Source organism: Aminipila sp. (genome assembly GCF_032051575.1).
Lineage (GTDB): Bacteria > Bacillota > Clostridia > Peptostreptococcales > Anaerovoracaceae > Aminipila.
Genome location: NZ_DAMBYD010000003.1, coordinates 212,078 through 229,641 on the forward strand (window position 1 = coordinate 212,078; position 17,564 = coordinate 229,641).

Here is a 17,564-nt window from a genome sequence, read left to right on the forward strand (position 1 = left end):
GATACAATACGATTATATCATCTAATTTTCAAAAAGTAAATTATTATACTGCAACCATTATGCAACAAATACTATAAAAATTAAATTTAATAAGTTAAATCAATATATTTTTTCAATTTTTCCCATAACCATTGCTTATGCGTACAAATGGTGTAATATTATAGTATAATTTGTAAAAAAAGAAAGGTGGAAAACTATGGCAAAAATTCTATCAGCAGAGCTAGGCCTTGAAAATAAGCTTAGCGACTTAGGGGCATTTGATCCAATTTTAGATTTGGATAGTAATTATTATGTTAACATTAAGAGACTTCAAAACACTAAAACTCCAGAATTTAAAGAATCATATCGCAAAATTGACCAATATTTTTCTGATTTAGGATTACTTTTGTCAAGCTCTATTAAACAATGGGATAAGCCATTTAGTGCTGCATACAAAAAATTCAATTTCCCTGAAGTTAATGAAATAGGTCTTGGATTTGCTAAAGGAAGCCATGGAAATGCATTTGGAGAAAAATTGAGAGCAAAGGTGATTAGTGATGCAAAAGAAATAATTGATTTTGGATTCAATAAACCCGAATTGTTTCACTTAATTGGATTATTTGAAGATAATGTCGGTGCTGATAGATTAAGTGATATGATTGCACGCATTATTCTTGAAGACATAGAAGCTTATACTTTGAGAATATATGCAGAGTGTAAAATAAATCAACAAGAATTTCCTGACTATGAATTTGACAATCAAGGCTTTTTTATCAATCCATATAAAATAACTAAAACAAAGAAAACAAGAGTACTTCTGGTTCCTATGGATATTATTCATGAATTGCCAATAGCATACGAATGGGAAGATATTAATACAGTTTATATGATGAATGAAGAGATTAAAGATGAATTTAACCGTGCAGTTGGAAGCAGTTGGCGAGATTTAGAATTAAAAGAAAAAAAAGATTTTTTAAAGAAAAAAGTATTTACAAACATAGAAATTATAGAAGGGTTAGTTGAAAAATATAAAAGAATGAGCATACCTGCCTATGATTTTACAAATGATAGTGTTGGTGATTATTATATCCCAAGAATGTTAAATAATATGTTAAAAGATGAACCAAGTGAGCATATAGACAAGCCTCTGGATTCATTTTCAATTGCATTGTTTATTTGTGAAAAGTATAAAAATTTTATTGAAAATAAAAAAGGATACGAACTATTTTATGATGAAAATGGTAAAACTAGAAAAGAGCATATTATGCAAAGAGCATTTTATCTGGCAGCCGATGCTTATAGTGAAGCCTATAATTTAGATATATCGCCAGAAGCAAATGGAGGTCGAGGGCCTGTTGATTTTAAAATGAGTCGTGGTACTGATAAAACAATAGTTGAAGTAAAGCTTACTACAAATTCACAAGTTGTTCATGGTTACGAAGTCCAAATTGAGGAATATGCAAAAGCAGAAAATACCGATAATAAAATATATATGATTATTGATAATGGTGGACCTAAAACCAGATTAAAAGCTGTTCAAGATATTCATAGTGAAAAAGTAAAAACCGGAGAAAAAGTTCCAACTCTATTTATTATTTCTGCAATACCTAAAGAATCAGCAAGCAAGTATGAGCCTGATTGTTGAGTATAATTTTTATTGGTTGCAAAATGGTTGCAAATAAATAAAAAATGAGCGTAAAGTCCTTGTAATCTAAGGATTTTACGCTCTTATTCTTTATTCCATCTCTATCGTAGCTGGGGGTTTGCCAGTACAGTCATAAAACACTCTGTTCACTCCAGCAACTTCGTTTACAATTCTTGTTGTTACTATTCCAAGCACTTCCCAAGGGATTTCTGCTGACTCTGCTGTCATAAAGTCGGAAGTTGTTACAGCACGAAGCACTACTGCGTAGTCGTATGTTCTGAAGTCACCCATTACGCCTACTGAACGCATATTTGTAAGTGCGGCAAAGTACTGATTGATATCCTTATCAACTCCAGCCTTAGCGATTTCTTCTCTCCAAATAGCATCAGCCTCCTGAACAATCTTAACCTTCTCTGCCGTTACGTCTCCGATAATTCTGATTCCAAGACCAGGACCTGGGAATGGCTGACGGAAAACCAAGTAATCAGGAATGCCAAGTTCAAGACCAGCTTTTCTCACTTCATCCTTAAACAACATACGAAGAGGCTCGATGATTTCCTTAAAATCAACATAGTCAGGAAGTCCACCTACGTTGTGGTGAGACTTAATAACCGCTGACTTTCCAAGTCCACTTTCAATTACATCTGGATAAATCGTTCCCTGTACAAGGAAATCTACTTTACCAATTTTCTTAGCTTCCTCTTCAAATACTCGGATGAATTCTTCACCAATAATCTTTCTCTTTTGTTCAGGCTCTTCAACACCTGCGAGTTTATTATAAAATCTTTCCTGAGCATTTACTCGGATAAAGTTCAAGTCGTAGTGACCTTCTGGTCCAAATACAGCTTCAACCTCATCTCCCTCGTCCTTTCTTAAAAGACCATGATCTACAAACACACAAGTCAACTGCTTGCCAACAGCCCTTGAAAGAAGAACTGCAGCTACAGAGGAATCAACTCCGCCGGACAAAGCGCAAAGAACTTTACCATCTCCAACTTTTTCTTTGATGGACTTAATGGTATCTTCAACAAAAGAATCCATCTTCCAATCGCCCTTACATCCGCATACACCTTTTACAAAGGCTTCCAGCATTTTTGTGCCTTCCTGAGTGTGATTAACTTCGGGGTGGTGCTGCATAGCATAAAACTTTTTCTCTGGACATTCCATAGCAGCTATTGGGCATACAGGTGTGGAAGCCACAACCTTAAAACCTTCTGGCGCCTTTGAAATATAGTCTGTATGGCTCATCCAAACTATAGTATTTTCTGAAACATTTTTAAATAATACTGAATCACTGTCTACCTTCAGTTCCGTTCTTCCGTATTCAGAAACAGGAGCAGTCTCCACCTTGCCGCCAAGCTGATGAGCAAGAAGCTGTGCACCATAGCAAAGCCCCAAAATAGGAATACCCATCTTATATACTTCTTCTGGGCACTGTGGCGACTCTTCACCATAAACACTGTTAGGTCCTCCCGTAAAAATAATGCCCTTGGGATTAATTTCTTTTATTTTTTCAATGTCAAGAGTATAAGGATGTACTTCGCAGTAAACATTACATTCTCTTACTCTTCTTGCAATTAATTGGTTATACTGACCTCCAAAGTCAAGTACAATAATCTTTTCCTGTTGCATTTTACCTCCACTATAATCAGTACATGAAAGGGTAAACATTCACGTGCTGCATTCACTTATCAATAAATCATTTATAATTAAACCAAAATTCTCAAATTTAAACTTATCATATCATAAAAGAAATGAAATCCCAGAATGAATGAAAAATTGCTCCAGTCCATATTGATCTACTCTTTATGAACACCCATCCAAAAATTAAGCTTAGTAGAAAAATCATAACACTTCTACTTATCATAAGCATTGCTCCATATTCATGGAGAATCCATGAAGGATAGTGAATGAATACAAAAAGAGCAGAAGATATGAAATTAGCTTTTAATCCTCCTGTAAAATGAGCAATTGAATTTAGAAACCACCCACGAAATACACTCTCCTCAAAGATACCTACTGTTAAAACTGTTACTATCAAATCATACATTTTCATTTCTGTTCCAAAACCAGTACTATCAAAGAAATATACTCCCAAATTGTAAGCACCTGCTAGCGCTAAAAGCGGAATCAATATTTTAAGTTTTGGTTTTGTAGACACCATTTCCCTAGAGGATATCATTAATTTCCCATCATATTTTGTTATTAAAGTTAGTGCAAATAACGGCCACCATACGATATGAACTGCAAGCCCAATCCCCCAGCTAATGTACTCATTTAAGTCCTTTGGATTAAAGCAAAAGTTCCACATGGTCCAACCTAACAGGAAAATAATATATGACGCTGCAATTGTTTTTATATTTAAATATTTCGTTTCCATGGCACTGCCTCTATAGCTTCTTATCTTATTTTATTTTAAATACATAGGCGCAGAATTTTTTTCGTTATGCACAGGTTTGTAAGTGAGACGGAGCGGAGCGTACTAATAGTACGTGAGCACCGCTCGAGTGCACAAACCGAAGCAGAACGGAAAAAAGGCAAGCCTATCTTACTGAATTGTTATCTGTATTCTTCAATATAACATCATGCGCTCCGCCTTCAACAATACTTGTTGCTGAAACAAGCGTAATCTTTGCGTTCTTCTGAAGATCAGGGATGGATAATGCTCCGCAGTTACACATAGTAGACTTAACCTTGTTTAATGAAAGTGTAACGTTATCCTTCAAGCTTCCTGCATAAGGGACATAAGAATCAACACCTTCTTCAAATTTAAGTTTGCCATCACCGCCAAGATCATATCTCTGCCAGTTTCTAGCTCTGTTTGAGCCCTCACCCCAGTATTCCTTCACATAAGTTCCATTAACGATAAGCTTGTTTGTAGGAGATTCGTCAAATCTCGAGAAATATCTACCTAGCATGATAAAGTCTGAACCCATAGCAAGTGCCAATGTCATGTGATAATCATAAACAATACCACCATCTGAACAAATTGGAATATAAGTACCAGTTTTCTCAAAATATTCATCTCTAGCCTTTGCTACATCAATGGTAGCTGTAGCCTGTCCACGGCCGATACCCTTTTGTTCTCTTGTAATACAAATGGATCCACCGCCAATACCAATTTTAATAAAGTCAGCACCAGCTTCTGCAAGATATCGGAAGCCCTCACCATCAACAACATTACCAGCTCCGATTTTAACGGTATCCCCATATTTTTCTCTTACATATGCAATGGTGTCCCTCTGCCATTCTGAGAATCCTTCAGAAGAGTCAATGCATAAAACATCCGCACCAGCTTCCACTAGTGCTGGAATTCTTTCTTCAAAATCTCTTGTATTTACGCCTGCGCCAACAACATATCTTTTGTGAGCATCAAGGAGTTCATTTGGATTATCCTTGTGAGAATCATAGTCTTTACGGAATACAAAATGGGTTAATCTCTGATTCTTATCTATAATAGGAAGAGCATTTAGTTTGTGATCCCAAAGCATGTCGTTTGCCTCTGATAAAGTACAGCCTTCTTCAGCATAAACAAGTGCTGAAAACGGTGTCATAAATTCTGAGATCTTTGTACTAGGGTCTATACGGCTCACTCTGTAATCTCTGCTTGTAACGATACCCTGTATCTTACCTGCAGCAGTTCCATCATCTGTAATAGCAATAGTAGAATGTCCACATCTTTGCTTTAATGCAAGTACATCTGCTAAAGTCTGATCCGGTCTCAGGTTTGAATCACTTGTTACAAAACCTGCCTTATGGCTCTTTACTTTTTTAACCATTGCAGCCTGGCTTTCGATGGACTGTGACCCAAATATAAAAGAAATTCCTCCTTCTTTAGCTAAAGCAACTGCCATTTTGTCGTCTGAAACAGACTGCATGATAGCTGAAACAAGTGGAATATTCATTGTAATTGAAGGTTTTTCACCCTTCTTAAACTTTACTACCGGGGTCTTAAGGCTTACATTGTCTGGTGAACAATTCTTGCCTGAAAATCCTGGTACTAACAGATATTCGTTAAATGTTCTTGATGGTTCATTAAAATAGTGCGCCATTTTATATCTCCTTTTCTAAATACTCTTCAAGGGTAAATCCCTCATTAAAAATCTCTTTTGCCGCCGTTTTTCCCACATATCGAATATGCCACGGCTCGTACATGTATCCTGTAATGCTGTCTTTTCCTTTAGGGAACCTTATGATAAAGCCAAACTTATATGCATTATCATTGAGCCACTTTCCTTCTGGCGTATGGATGTAGTCCTCTGTCAGCTGATAACCTACAGATGGAGAACTTACATCTGCCGCAAGCCCTGTCTGATGTTCGCTTTTCCCAGGCTGAGCACTAAATGTATCTGCCTTCTGCTGTCCATTTCTTTTTACATAATTGTTGTATAAGGTCGTTTGGAATTCATAAGAACGATAAGCGGTAGTTACAATTATTTCATAACCTTCTTTTGCTGCTACCTCTGATAACCGATTAAAAGCCTCTGCTGCCTCTGCCCTCATCACTCTGCCTTCTGGAGGGCGATCCGGAGCAAAATACTTAATGGCTGTCAAATCATCAGGTTTATAACTACTATCTACAGGATTTTGTTTGTTGACAAGAATGAACAAGCCTTTGTCCAAGTCACGTTTTAGAGTTTCTCTCCTAGCTACACTTTCATCAGACTCAACCACAACTGGCGGCTTACCACCCTCATTCTCACCAACAATTATAATGTCAGGTTTACAATCTACAGAAAATCGACTGCCACTCATTAAAGGTATACCTAAATAACCGATAAAAAGCTGGGTTGTTAATAGTGCCACAATAATATAGTTTGTCCATGTTTGTTGTTTCAATTACTTTCCCCACCTTGATAACATTATAATTAGAAGTTTAATTATTTATTGTATAACAAATTTCGTGTATTTACAACAGGTAACTTCTTTTGAAATTCTTTTGGAAATCTTTTAATTATTTCGAATATTTATTTTTATATTGCATTTAAATTCTCTATATGTTAATGTGTTGCCATTGATGTTGACAACAATGTTAATAACTCTGGAGAGTCTCAAATCAGTTCCAGTTAAATAACTGATAAAAACGAGCGCCGAAGGTGTAAGTTAGGCAATAAAGTCTAGCGATCTCTCAGGCAAAAGGACAGGGCATACAAATCAGAACAATAGGTTTTCAGTATGTGGTGTCCGAACCCGTTTCACTAGAAACAGGTATCGGATTTTTTTATGGTCTATATTGGAAAATACAACGACCTAAGCCCATAGCAACTTCCTATTGTATGCAAATGTTCTACTCCCAGAGAGCTGATAACCAATCAGCTCTTATTTTATTACTTTAAATAATTCAATTTGTTTCACAAACTGGGTTAAGTCATGAATGGAGAGAATAATTATGTTAGAACTAGTAGTAAAAGCCAATGGATTTTTGTGGGGTATTCTCCTTATCATTCTTCTATGCGGTACAGGAATAATGTTTACCTTTCGGTTAAAATTTATTCAAATTAGAAAATTTACCGAAGGCTGGAAGCTTCTATTTAAGGATTTCAGTTTTAATGGGGCTAAAAGTGAAAACGGAGAAATGACACCTTTTCAAGCAATCGCTACAGCCATTGGCGGTCAAGTAGGTACTGGTAACCTGGCTGGTGCTGCTACTGCACTTATTTCCGGTGGTCCTGGTGCAATCTTTTGGATGTGGGTTAGTGCCTTTTTCGGTATGTCCACCATTTATGCAGAAGCATCTCTTGCACAGAAATACAAAACAGTAGACTCTGACGGCCACATTACCGGGGGACCTGTTTATTACATCAGACAAGCTTTTAAAGGGACTTTTGGCAAGATACTTGCTACTGCCTTTGCTATTTTTATCGTACTGGCTCTTGGATTTATGGGTAACATGGTACAGTCCAATTCTATTGGCAGTGCTTTTACGGAAGCCTTTGCATCAAGAGGAATAAACCTAAATCCTTTGGTAATAGGTCTCCTTCTTGCAGTTGTTGCGGCCTTTATCTTCATCGGTGGTACAAAGCGCCTTTCCATGGTTGTAGAGAAGATTGTTCCACTCATGGCATTTATATATATAATAGGAAGTATTATTTTATTAGCAATGAATATTTCAAATTTACCAGCTGCATTAAAGATGATTTTTGTTTGTGCATTTAAGCCGGAGGCAGTCCTTGGAGGCGCTGCCGGCATCACTATAAAGGAAGCCATTCGTTATGGTGTAGCACGAGGTTTATTTTCAAATGAAGCCGGTATGGGTTCAACACCTCATGCACACGCACGTGCTACCGCCAAAACTCCTCATGAGCAGGGTCTAAGAGCCATGATTAGTGTGTTTATCGATACATTTATTATTCTAAACCTTACTGCTTTTTCAATCTTATGTACAGGGGCTATGTCTACTGGAAAAACTGGCACAGCTTTAGCACAGGCCGCATTTGTTAACTGCTTCGGAAATTGGGGAGACTTATATGTTGCAATTTGCTTATTATTCTTTGCATTTTCAACAATTCTCAGCTGGCACTTTTTCGGTGCAATTAATGTGAAGTACCTATTTGGTGAAAAGGCAGTTAAAATTTATTCCTGCTTGGTAGTCTTATTTATCATCCTAGGTTCAACATTAAAAGTCGATTTGGTATGGGAGCTTGCAGACTTTTTTAATGCACTCATGGTCATTCCAAACATTTTAGCATTAGCCGCACTCAGTGGTTTAGTTGTAAAACTTAGCAAAAACGGATCTGCTAAATAATAAATGTTATAATACATCAGCTTAGCCAGACATAATAAAACACTAAAAAATCAGGAAATGGAATATACTATTTCCTGATTTTTTTAGTGTTATAAACCGTTCTGATTTTACTATCCTTTTAATTTGGGATTAATTGTATGGATGGATCCCCGAAAACTGTCCAGGTGTTGAATGTCTCGATATCACTAGATGTACCGTTATCCAGCATCTTGCTGGCACCGGTATAGCAAAGTCCTCCAAACGAGGTCTTAGTTTTATTGCAGACCTGATCAATGATGGCGTCCTGACCTACCATTGGAGGTATCCAAGGCTGGTTTATCGTCGACATATAGGTGCCTACTGCTCCTATAGGTTCTTCGTTGCTGTTTTGGGAACGAAGCCATGCTTCTGCAAAACATGTTCCGGACTGGAATTTGCCACTGACACAGGATACACTCACTATAAATGGAAGATGTTCTTGATTCTGAAGTGCCGCAACATCACTGTTGCCAAAGCGTGTAGTAACCCAATAAGTTTGTGCCCCATGTCCACAGTAATTTATGATACCGCGGCCCTGGTTGAGACTGTCTGTAACTTTTGAAGCAGATGCACCAGGATCATATATTCTGTCAATTTGAGTATACCCGGAGTTCAAAAGCCTGTTACGTATATTATCCATGTGCTCTGCATCCGATTCATTGCTTCCTTCAGCAGATGCAATTCCTACACCATTTTTATACCAATCTGCTGTATTACTTCCATTTTTCTCGAAATCAATAGTTCGTTGTACCTGGGTTTGCACATCCGCAATAGTTTCAGCGGAAAAACGACCTACAAATATATCAGGATAATTATCATTTCCTGCCACCTTTGTATATTCAGGGTCTGAAACACCACTGGAATATTTTGGTGAAGATATCTGTTGATAGTCACCCACCAGAAGCACATACGCTAGGCTTGGGTGCTGATTGTAATAGTTCTTTATATACTTCTTGATTTCACTAGGATTATTTCTTGGTGATACTTGTGATATTTTTACCATTGTAGTGTTGATTCCTTTTGAATTCTTCCATTGAATAAAAGGATCCATAGCACTACTAAATTTATCATATACTATTATGAGCATATCACCATCTTCTGATGCTGTCGCCCTAGACCTTACATTTTGTCCACTGTTATAGTTGATAAAGAGATTTTGGTATGCTGCTTCAAACGCCTCAGTATGAGTAGGCGCAGGCATAGACATATAAGAATCTAAGCTGTTAACATTGTACTGGCTCTCATTTTTAACTTCTACCGTAACGGAATCATAGACTCTCAATGTTTTGGTGGAAGGCTGATACTGGAAAGCATTAACTCTGACTGTAGCACCACTCAGTTCTCTCATAATAAAAGGATCACTGATTGAAACCATATCGCCAGAAGGATACCATCCTTCCCCTTTATAGACTTCTCCAAAGGTGTATGGAATATCATCCGGATTAACATCTCTTGAGATACTACCTTTAGACGGTGCTATAGGGCAGTTTTCATAATCGGTATATTCCGATGACAGCACACTTACTTTCATATCTGTGGAATCCGGTATTGTTATGCTGCGACATATACGTGGCAGCTCAGGTAAACCTAACTCCTCTTCAAAGCTTGTCCCGCTGCAAATTATTTTGTAATATTCCGATTCTTCTATATCCACTGCATTCTTGGCAAATTCTCCCACATCAAATCTTATGACTGTATGATCTGAATCCGATTCCAGAACAGTAGCATTCGCTCCATCCAGGCCTTTATCTTCATTGACCTTGATTGAATCTCCGGCTGCAGCTTCAAAGTTATTTTTATCTTCTCCAAATGCAAAGCTACACTGCGTACTTATGATAATAAGCACAAGCATAAACATAAAAGTTTTAAATTTAAATATGTTTTTCACAACACTTCCTCCTCTTAGTATATTTTTGACCGATAAATTACTGGCAGCTTACTTGCCTCAAACCAAAATCACCTCTCTTTGATATAAGCTCCAGTTTAAACAGCTTTGCAGGTTAAAGCTAAACATGCAATTCTGCTCATACAAATTTTTACAGTAATTTCTTATAAATAGAGCGCGCTTTCTATTTCTTACTGATGAGGATTATTACAATTTACTGACGGCAATTACTAATTTTATGGGGGGAAATCATTAATTTTTACTGACGAAGATTACTAATTGTTACTGATGAGATTACTATTTTTTATGATGGGAGCACTAATTTTTACTGACAAAATCATTATTTTTTATGATGGGAGCACTAATTTGTATATTTGATTATATAGTAAAACCATTTGTCCATAAAGTCAACCCAAAATACAGATGCTTTTATCGGCAAGAAAAGACACCTGCCGGTGTGTACTTTCACCAAAAGGTGTCCTAATGCTAAACGCATTATATAGAATTTTTAATGACTGATTATAATTATTTATGTGCTAGCTCTGCTGCAAAGTCCTTGTTATATTTGTGTTCGTCAACAAATTTAACAAGAAGGATATTAACTAATGCTACACATGCAAAGATTATATAAGCAATCTTTAGGTCACCGATAACGTTCGTTACAACACCGTTGATTACAAAGCACCAAGCTGTTACGAATCCCTGGATTGGGAAAATTACTGAGTTTACCTTGTCAAAACCCTGACGTCCGAAAATAGATGTAGGAAGTGATGTTGTGAAGTTTGCAGAACCGCCAATCCCCATACCAATCATAAAAATTGAGATGTAAAATGTAAGACCTACGCTAGTTGACATAAAGTTAAATGTTAAAGCAATCGCATACCAAAGGCCAAACATCATCATTGTTTTCTTTGTTCCGATACGGTCATCGATAACACCGATGATAAATGAACCTATTACACCAATTAAAGCGATAACAGTCATGATTGCAAGAGCTTTTCCCTGTTCCATTCCAAAGTCACGGATATTACGAGTAACAAGTTGTGTCATGACTCCTACTGAGCAAATCTGGAAAAATCCAGTTGTTATTGCAGCAAGCCATAACTCTTTAGTGCTTAACAGTTTACTGGTTGTCCAACCTCCATCTTTTATGTGTCCATCATCGTCAGCTGTATCATAATTTTTCTTGTAATATTCATCAGATACGTTATCTGGGTTCAATCCTCTTTCCTGTGGAGTGTTACGGACAAAGATTGCGCCAATAATTCCTAGTACAATTGCAGCAACACCAATTGGAATACATCCACTACTAATGTTACCATATACTGCTACTAAGCCAGTTAAAATGGCTACATAAAATGCAGATGCAAAGTTATGTCCCATAGTTGTATATCCCATGATAATCCCTTTTTTCTTAGGCCACCACGCAGCTACTAATGTACCTCCTGCAATATATCCTGCTGACATCATACTTGTTGCAACAACCAGCATTGAAACGGCATACATCGGGATGCTTGTAGAGTTACCACAGATAATATAGGCTACACCTGCTAAAATTGTAAAAAACGCAGCCGTCTTTCGAGCTCCAAATCTGCGGTTAATCTGCCCTACAAAAATAAATCCAATTACAGCAACCATACCCATGTATCCGTTGATCTGAATCAATGTTCCAGGTTCACATCCAAGATTTGCAGCTACTGTAGGCGCAAGTACGTTTGTCCCATCATTTACCATACCAACATAAAAGAAGAACATGAACAGACAATAAAGAATTGTTCCCCATCCCGCAGCGCCGAAATTTACTACTGAATTTTTGTTATCACTCATTTCGTTTTTCCTCTCAAATAAAAATACTACTATAATTCCGAATAAACTTAAAAAAAGAAGAACTGAGAAGCTTTACAATAAAGGCCCTCAGTCCTCCTTTATTTATGTGTTAACGTATAAGGCTTCTATTATACAACACTTTACTATACAATACCGTACTTGAAAACTTTTTTAAATGCTAGCATATGTATAAACTCTGTCAGGTACATCATTTACATTGTCTTCTTCAATTTCTGCGACGCAGCGAACCATAGAGCCGTCTCCCATATACCATCTGATTGGGAAGCAGAAGAATCTGAAACGTTTTCCAGACACTTTATCTAAGTCTCCACCAAGATTTTCAACGCCAACTATGCCATGTCCTAACATTTCTTTATGGCAAGGTTCCCATGTTCCCCAGCAACCAATTGCTTCTAAATCGCCGAATTTTGTATCGTATGCTTCCTGTCCGTGAATTCTGATGTATTCATCTTTGTCAAATTCAGCATATGCTTCTTCGCCGAACTGTTCTTTGTATTCTTCTGTGATTGGCTTTCCAGAAGCACCGATTAAATTCATGCGTGTACCGCCATTATTTCCCATAGCTGTATGTAGTGGGTGATCAAGAGCCTGCATATCCATAGCTACGCACTTAACCTTGTGTTCTACAAACCATTTTCCTGCATCAACACCAGTTCCACATGAATAATGATAGTATTCTTTTGAATCATCAAATTTACGGTGCATTCCTGTATTTAGACATACAATCATGCCTTCCAATTCCTCAGGCTTGATGTTTGCACGTTTGCAAGCATCTTCAAGATGTTCGCTAGTAATTAGTCCCCAACGCTCAACATTGATTTCAAGACAAACTGCTTCACCTGTGTATGCATCAACCGGCATTTCATGAGTATAACGAGCTCTTTTACCATCGAATTCAGTTTCCATAACGTGACGAGGTGCGTCACAGTGTGTGCCTGTATGCTGTACGCAATCAATTCTTTGTGTAAGAACACCGCCCTTGGCCAACGTGTGCATTGAATCGATAACTGGCTTTACAAAATATGGCCAACGTGGAATATCTGCACTGAACGGATGTGTTAAATCAATAAATACTTTCTTTCCCATTTTTTTATTCTCCTCTAGTTTTACTCATAAGATTTTTTATTTTTTAACAAATAGTTATATATATTGATATAATTAGTTAGCCCAGTATCCACCTTCAACAGCTACATTTGCACCTGTCATAAAGTCACTAGCCGATGATGCTAAGAAGATGCATGGGCCTACGAAATCTTCTGGTTCGCCAAGCCTTCCAATTGGAAGTCTCTTTAAAAAGTTCTTGTATACTTCGCTTGATGGATCAAACATCCACTCAGTTAAATCTGAACGGAATACTGTAGGGTTAATTGTATTTACATTAATCTTATACTTAGCTGTCCATTCACAAGCAAGAGACTGAGCCATTAGATCTATACCGCCTTTAGCTGTACAGTATCCTGTGTAGCCTGCCATACCCATCTTTGAACGAGCTGAAGAAACTAGTATCACTTTGCCGCCTTTACCCTGTGCAATCATTCTTTCTCCAACGTACTTACAGAACAACCAAGTTCCCTGTACATCTGAATTCATGATTTTCTGCCATTCAGTTAGCTCTTGTTCAACAATTGGCTGTGGGTGATTGTATCCAGCGGCTGTAACCAATACATTAATCTCTCCAAACTTAGCCACTGTGTCACTTACAACCTTAATCACTTCTTCTTCTATCGCAGGATCGCCTGTTGAAAACCCACATTCGATTCCTTCTTTAGCAAGTTCATCACATATAGCCTTACACTTTTCTTCGCCACGTCCGGTAATCATAACCTTCATACCGGCTAAACCATATCCCATGGCAACGGCTTTTCCTAAAGCACCTGTAGCTCCAGTAATTAAAGCCACCTTGCCTTTCACATCAAATAAGTTGTTTACAAACTGCTTCTCTACCATTTCTCTTTCTCCTTATATTGTCATTCTCCAGCGCCTATTTTGCGTCAGGGTAGTTAATGATAACTAACATTTCTGCTGATTCATTTGTTTCGTTCTTTAAACCTCTGCCTTCATTTGGTGGGAATGAAATAGATTCACCAGCCTTTACTACGTACTTCTTTCCTTCCTTATCTGTGATAGTCATTTCACCTTTAAGTACATAATAAACTTTTTCTAACGGATTATCTTCGTATGCCCAATCAGCTCCACCACCAGGAAGAAAAACTGATTTTCCAATCCAAAACTTTTCTGCTCCAGTTTCATCCTTTCCATGATATCTCATAGCCGTACATCCAAAATGTCCAGGTGCCTCATAAGGTTTTAATTCACTTACAGTTCTTTTAATCATTTGTGCTACCTCCGTTTTTATTGGCTGGGTACTTATTACTCAGTCGCATGCTTTTTATTTTATTAATCAAGTGGCATAGCTTCTGTCTATGGCCTGATTAGATTTTATGATTGGAGTATAGCACTACAAAAATTGTTCTACAATTCTAACTTTTCTGTAAGAGAGTTACTTTGCTGTTACATGGTTACTTATCAGTAACTAATTTTTTGTTATAATTTTGTCAATATATATTTGCATTTTTTTGACGTCAATCTATTTATTTCTCTATTTTTTGACAATTTTGCTCTATATTTTTTGTTTTTTATATTTTGATATTATATATTCTAAACCCTTCCCTAATTATTAAAGTTCTATTGATATTTTATTAACAAATTTTATGACAAAAAAATATCAAAAAAAACATCAAAAATACAATCCCAAATTGACTCTATGAGTAAAATTTGCTATAATACTAATCGTGATAGTGTAACAGTTTAGGGATTAATATTTGGGAAAAAGGAGGTTCTCTATGATAGGAACTAACCCATATCAGTATGCCTTATCTTGTTTAGGCGGCAAATGGAAAATGACTATTTTACATCACATTCATCATCATGGTGTTATTCGTTTTTCAAAAACTAAAAAAACATTACCTGTAAGCGAAAAAGTACTAAGTCAGCAACTAAAAGAACTTATGGAAGATGGCCTAATTGAAAGAATCCAATACAATACTATTCCATTAAAAGTAGAATATATTTTGACTCCTGCAGGTGAAAGGATAATTCCTGCCCTTGATATGATTTATATGTGGAGTATTGAACGTATGCGTCAGTTAAATATAGAAATCGATCCAGATGCTTTTTTAGTGCACACACAAAAAAAATATCATAAGTGTGTATCAGAAATAATTGATAATTATGAACAATTTTGTGATTTTGTTGATTATGTGGTAGAGAAAAATTTATCAATAGAAGATACGACCGCAGACTTTATGAATAACAAAGAAGAAATCGTCGAAAGGCTTTTGAGTTCTAATTCACAAAGCAGCGGTGAAAATAAAAGTAAACAAAAAAAAGATTAAACAATAAAAAAAGCCCTGAGCTCTCTATTTAGAAGCTTCAAGGCTTTTTTATTCTATTTAATCAGTTTTTCACGTAAAACCAACTGCTCCAGTATAATGCTCATAAGCATTCCTACGATAAGATTCTCTCTTTGTGTGAACTCCACTCTTTGGAATTCCCGTAATCCCTGCCCAAAAATTAATGCAAATACAATCATCATGGCTGCATAACCTACTGAGGGAGGTATAGAGGCAAAAAAGACCCTACTGGCGCTATTAGTCCAAGAACAATCATAAAGGCACTACCAAGATAAAATGGTCTTCTGGAGGCCATTCCAGTCATGGCAATTACACCCATTGATGAGGCGAAAGGTACAAACCCCACTGTTGGTGCTCCTTCCCTACACTATTTTTCTACGCCATATATTTGATTTGGTATAAATCCATCCAATGGGAATAGAGCTGCTTGGTGCTATCATACAACCAAGATACACCCCCATTATACCAAAGTATTGGTTTAAAATGATGACAAGTACTACTCTGAATAGAATACAATTGACAAAGGAACTTCCCATCACAATCCAGGTATGTCCTGCTCCAGTCATCAATGAATGGTAAATAAGAAATGATGCATAAAAAGCCTGTCCTATTATTTCAATTCGAAGGTTTAGTACTGCTGCATCTGCAACGGATACATCACTTGTAAATGCAGAAGTTATCAACGGTGCTGCCAGTTCTACAATGACAATTATGATAAGTGCCAATCCTACTGTTATTTTCATAGCTTCATACATAACTTCTTTTGCCCTGTCGTACATTTGTGCTCCCAAGGTCTGAGCAATCATTGTGGATGCACCACTTGACATGGCCGATATAAATAACTGGCAAAAATCTTTAATTTTTATAGAGATTCCATTTCCTGCAGATACATCCACTCCATACTGATTTATAAAATATGTAACTACAAGCCATGATAAACTTGCGATAGTCCATTGCAGCATGCAGGGTACACCCAGCTGACATATTTTCTTACATTTATCCGCTCTAATCCGAAGAGTAGCCAGATGAAAACCAAAGTACTCCTTTGCCTTTATTAAGTACAATAGTGCCATAATATAAGATACTATTTGTGCTGCTACAGTGGCTAAAGCCATTCCTTCCACTCCTTTATGCAGCACTAGCACAAAGAAAAGATCCAATATGATATTTAGTACTGTTGCCACTGTAATACACCTAAGCGGCACTTTTGAGTTACCTACGCCTCTTAAAATTGCGCTAAGCCCGTTATACCCTAAAATAAACGCGTACCCTGCTGAGCAGATTTCTAAATAAATCACAGCATCTTTTAGCGAAGGTGCTCCCAACAAAGTTAGTAGGCTTTCTGAGCTAAAATAAAGCCATACAGAAATTACTGCACCTAGTACCATACTCAATAAAAACAATGTACCTGTTGCCTGCTTTCTGCCCTCTTCATCTCTACTGCCAAAGTACTGTCCTATTAGAATATTCCCCCCTAAAGTAAACCCTATGGCTATTTGTGTAAGTAGTCCCATAATCTGACTTGAATTATTTATGGCAGAAACCGCTTCTTTTCCAACAAACTGTCCCGCTATAATTATATCAATAATGCTATAAAGGCCCTGCATCACACTGGTAGTTACCAATGGCAGTGCATACCGTATCAGCTGTTTTCGCACACTGCCCTGTGTTAAATCTAAATCATGTGCCACGTACCCATTCCTCCTGCTTTTATCTGTAATTGTCATTCAAAATTATACAAGCATTATATGCCCAGAGGCTCGGGTTTACAATTAGTTACAATTTAGTAAGTACATTACCATAATGTAACATACAAGAAATGCGGCCAACAATGTGGCCGCATCATTATAATCAATTTTTAATTTTCTTGCCTAATTTTTTTCTTTTCTAAATAGTGAAAAAATGCTACAAATGCAGCTATTATAATAAAAATCATTTTTTCTTTTATACTACCTGTAACAAAAAAATATATGCACAATCCATATACTAGAATAAAAAATAAACTTAATATTACTTTATTAACCATAATAT

Annotated in this window: 14 protein-coding genes, 1 pseudogene and 1 riboswitch; of the genes and pseudogenes, 3 read left to right on the top strand and 12 right to left on the bottom strand. The window is 36.8% G+C overall.

Going from position 1 to position 17,564, the window contains the following annotated elements:
- The first annotated feature begins 196 nt into the window (after nucleotides 1-196).
- Complete coding sequence (locus RTW14_RS05120; protein ID WP_312648619.1) at nucleotides 197-1,624, top strand: hypothetical protein; 1,428 nt, start codon at nucleotides 197-199, stop codon at nucleotides 1,622-1,624.
- 90 nt (nucleotides 1,625-1,714) lie between these two features.
- Here RTW14_RS05120 and guaA read toward each other — a convergent pair whose 3' ends face one another.
- The 4 genes from guaA to RTW14_RS05140 form a co-directional block, all read right to left on the bottom strand.
- Nucleotides 1,715-3,256 (bottom strand): glutamine-hydrolyzing GMP synthase, encoded by a 1,542-nt coding sequence (guaA, locus tag RTW14_RS05125; protein ID WP_312648620.1) that lies wholly within the window; start codon nucleotides 3,254-3,256, stop codon nucleotides 1,715-1,717.
- A gap of 106 nt (nucleotides 3,257-3,362) precedes the next feature.
- A complete protein-coding gene (locus tag RTW14_RS05130; protein ID WP_312648621.1) occupies nucleotides 3,363-4,004 on the bottom strand; it encodes a CPBP family intramembrane glutamic endopeptidase in 642 nt (213 codons plus the stop codon).
- 163 nt (nucleotides 4,005-4,167) lie between these two features.
- Nucleotides 4,168-5,676, bottom strand: coding sequence for an IMP dehydrogenase (locus RTW14_RS05135; RefSeq protein ID WP_312648622.1), 1,509 nt, complete (start codon nucleotides 5,674-5,676; stop codon nucleotides 4,168-4,170).
- A gap of 1 nt (nucleotide 5,677) precedes the next feature.
- A complete protein-coding gene (locus tag RTW14_RS05140) occupies nucleotides 5,678-6,463 on the bottom strand; it encodes a M15 family metallopeptidase (protein ID WP_312648623.1) in 786 nt (261 codons plus the stop codon).
- 192 nt (nucleotides 6,464-6,655) lie between these two features.
- Nucleotides 6,656-6,778: riboswitch (glycine riboswitch) on the top strand.
- Between the two features lie 235 nt (nucleotides 6,779-7,013).
- Here RTW14_RS05140 and RTW14_RS05145 point away from each other — a divergent pair.
- Nucleotides 7,014-8,369: an alanine/glycine:cation symporter family protein gene (locus RTW14_RS05145; protein ID WP_331654400.1), complete on the top strand. Its 1,356-nt coding sequence runs from the start codon at nucleotides 7,014-7,016 to the stop codon at nucleotides 8,367-8,369.
- A gap of 118 nt (nucleotides 8,370-8,487) precedes the next feature.
- Here RTW14_RS05145 and RTW14_RS05150 read toward each other — a convergent pair whose 3' ends face one another.
- The 5 genes from RTW14_RS05150 to RTW14_RS05170 all read right to left on the bottom strand — a co-directional run bounded on the left by RTW14_RS05150 (nucleotide 8,488) and on the right by RTW14_RS05170 (nucleotide 14,455).
- Nucleotides 8,488-10,275: a C25 family cysteine peptidase gene (locus RTW14_RS05150; RefSeq protein WP_312648625.1), complete on the bottom strand. Its 1,788-nt coding sequence runs from the start codon at nucleotides 10,273-10,275 to the stop codon at nucleotides 8,488-8,490.
- Nucleotides 10,276-10,797: 522 nt separating this feature from the next.
- Nucleotides 10,798-12,099, bottom strand: a complete 1,302-nt coding sequence (locus tag RTW14_RS05155) for an MFS transporter (protein WP_312648626.1) — start codon at nucleotides 12,097-12,099, stop codon at nucleotides 10,798-10,800.
- Between the two features lie 171 nt (nucleotides 12,100-12,270).
- Nucleotides 12,271-13,206, bottom strand: coding sequence for a cyclase family protein (locus RTW14_RS05160; RefSeq protein ID WP_312648627.1), 936 nt, complete (start codon nucleotides 13,204-13,206; stop codon nucleotides 12,271-12,273).
- 72 nt (nucleotides 13,207-13,278) lie between these two features.
- Nucleotides 13,279-14,067: an SDR family NAD(P)-dependent oxidoreductase gene (locus RTW14_RS05165; RefSeq protein ID WP_312648628.1), complete on the bottom strand. Its 789-nt coding sequence runs from the start codon at nucleotides 14,065-14,067 to the stop codon at nucleotides 13,279-13,281.
- Between the two features lie 34 nt (nucleotides 14,068-14,101).
- Nucleotides 14,102-14,455 (bottom strand): cupin domain-containing protein, encoded by a 354-nt coding sequence (locus tag RTW14_RS05170; protein WP_312648629.1) that lies wholly within the window; start codon nucleotides 14,453-14,455, stop codon nucleotides 14,102-14,104.
- Between the two features lie 508 nt (nucleotides 14,456-14,963).
- Here RTW14_RS05170 and RTW14_RS05175 point away from each other — a divergent pair.
- Nucleotides 14,964-15,515, top strand: a complete 552-nt coding sequence (locus RTW14_RS05175; RefSeq protein ID WP_312648630.1) for a winged helix-turn-helix transcriptional regulator — start codon at nucleotides 14,964-14,966, stop codon at nucleotides 15,513-15,515.
- Between the two features lie 53 nt (nucleotides 15,516-15,568).
- On the opposite strand, the pseudogene RTW14_RS18800 reads toward RTW14_RS05175, so the two are convergent.
- The 3 genes and pseudogenes from RTW14_RS18800 to RTW14_RS05195 all read right to left on the bottom strand — a co-directional run bounded on the left by RTW14_RS18800 (nucleotide 15,569) and on the right by RTW14_RS05195 (nucleotide 17,559).
- A pseudogene (locus tag RTW14_RS18800) lies at nucleotides 15,569-15,852 on the bottom strand (solute carrier family 23 protein).
- 43 nt (nucleotides 15,853-15,895) lie between these two features.
- Nucleotides 15,896-17,224, bottom strand: coding sequence for an MATE family efflux transporter (locus RTW14_RS05190; RefSeq protein WP_312648633.1), 1,329 nt, complete (start codon nucleotides 17,222-17,224; stop codon nucleotides 15,896-15,898).
- A 167-nt stretch (nucleotides 17,225-17,391) separates the two neighbouring features.
- Nucleotides 17,392-17,559, bottom strand: a complete 168-nt coding sequence (locus tag RTW14_RS05195) for a hypothetical protein (RefSeq protein ID WP_312648634.1) — start codon at nucleotides 17,557-17,559, stop codon at nucleotides 17,392-17,394.
- Nucleotides 17,560-17,564 lie beyond the last annotated feature (5 nt).

Excerpts from the sequence above, each read along its gene's own strand:
- RTW14_RS05130 (WP_312648621.1), bottom strand. The coding sequence starts at position 4,004 with ATGGAAACGAAATATTTAAATATAAAAACAATTGCAGCGTCATATATT.
- RTW14_RS05155 (WP_312648626.1), bottom strand. The coding sequence starts at position 12,099 with ATGAGTGATAACAAAAATTCAGTAGTAAATTTCGGCGCTGCGGGATGG.
- RTW14_RS05165 (WP_312648628.1), bottom strand. The coding sequence starts at position 14,067 with ATGGTAGAGAAGCAGTTTGTAAACAACTTATTTGATGTGAAAGGCAAG.
- RTW14_RS05175 (WP_312648630.1), top strand. The coding sequence starts at position 14,964 with ATGATAGGAACTAACCCATATCAGTATGCCTTATCTTGTTTAGGCGGC.
- RTW14_RS05195 (WP_312648634.1), bottom strand. The coding sequence starts at position 17,559 with ATGGTTAATAAAGTAATATTAAGTTTATTTTTTATTCTAGTATATGGA.
- RTW14_RS05160 (WP_312648627.1), bottom strand. The coding sequence starts at position 13,206 with ATGGGAAAGAAAGTATTTATTGATTTAACACATCCGTTCAGTGCAGAT.
- guaA (WP_312648620.1), bottom strand. The coding sequence starts at position 3,256 with ATGCAACAGGAAAAGATTATTGTACTTGACTTTGGAGGTCAGTATAAC.
- RTW14_RS05145 (WP_331654400.1), top strand. The coding sequence starts at position 7,014 with ATGTTAGAACTAGTAGTAAAAGCCAATGGATTTTTGTGGGGTATTCTC.
- RTW14_RS05170 (WP_312648629.1), bottom strand. The coding sequence starts at position 14,455 with ATGATTAAAAGAACTGTAAGTGAATTAAAACCTTATGAGGCACCTGGA.
- RTW14_RS05120 (WP_312648619.1), top strand. The coding sequence starts at position 197 with ATGGCAAAAATTCTATCAGCAGAGCTAGGCCTTGAAAATAAGCTTAGC.
- RTW14_RS05135 (WP_312648622.1), bottom strand. The coding sequence starts at position 5,676 with ATGGCGCACTATTTTAATGAACCATCAAGAACATTTAACGAATATCTG.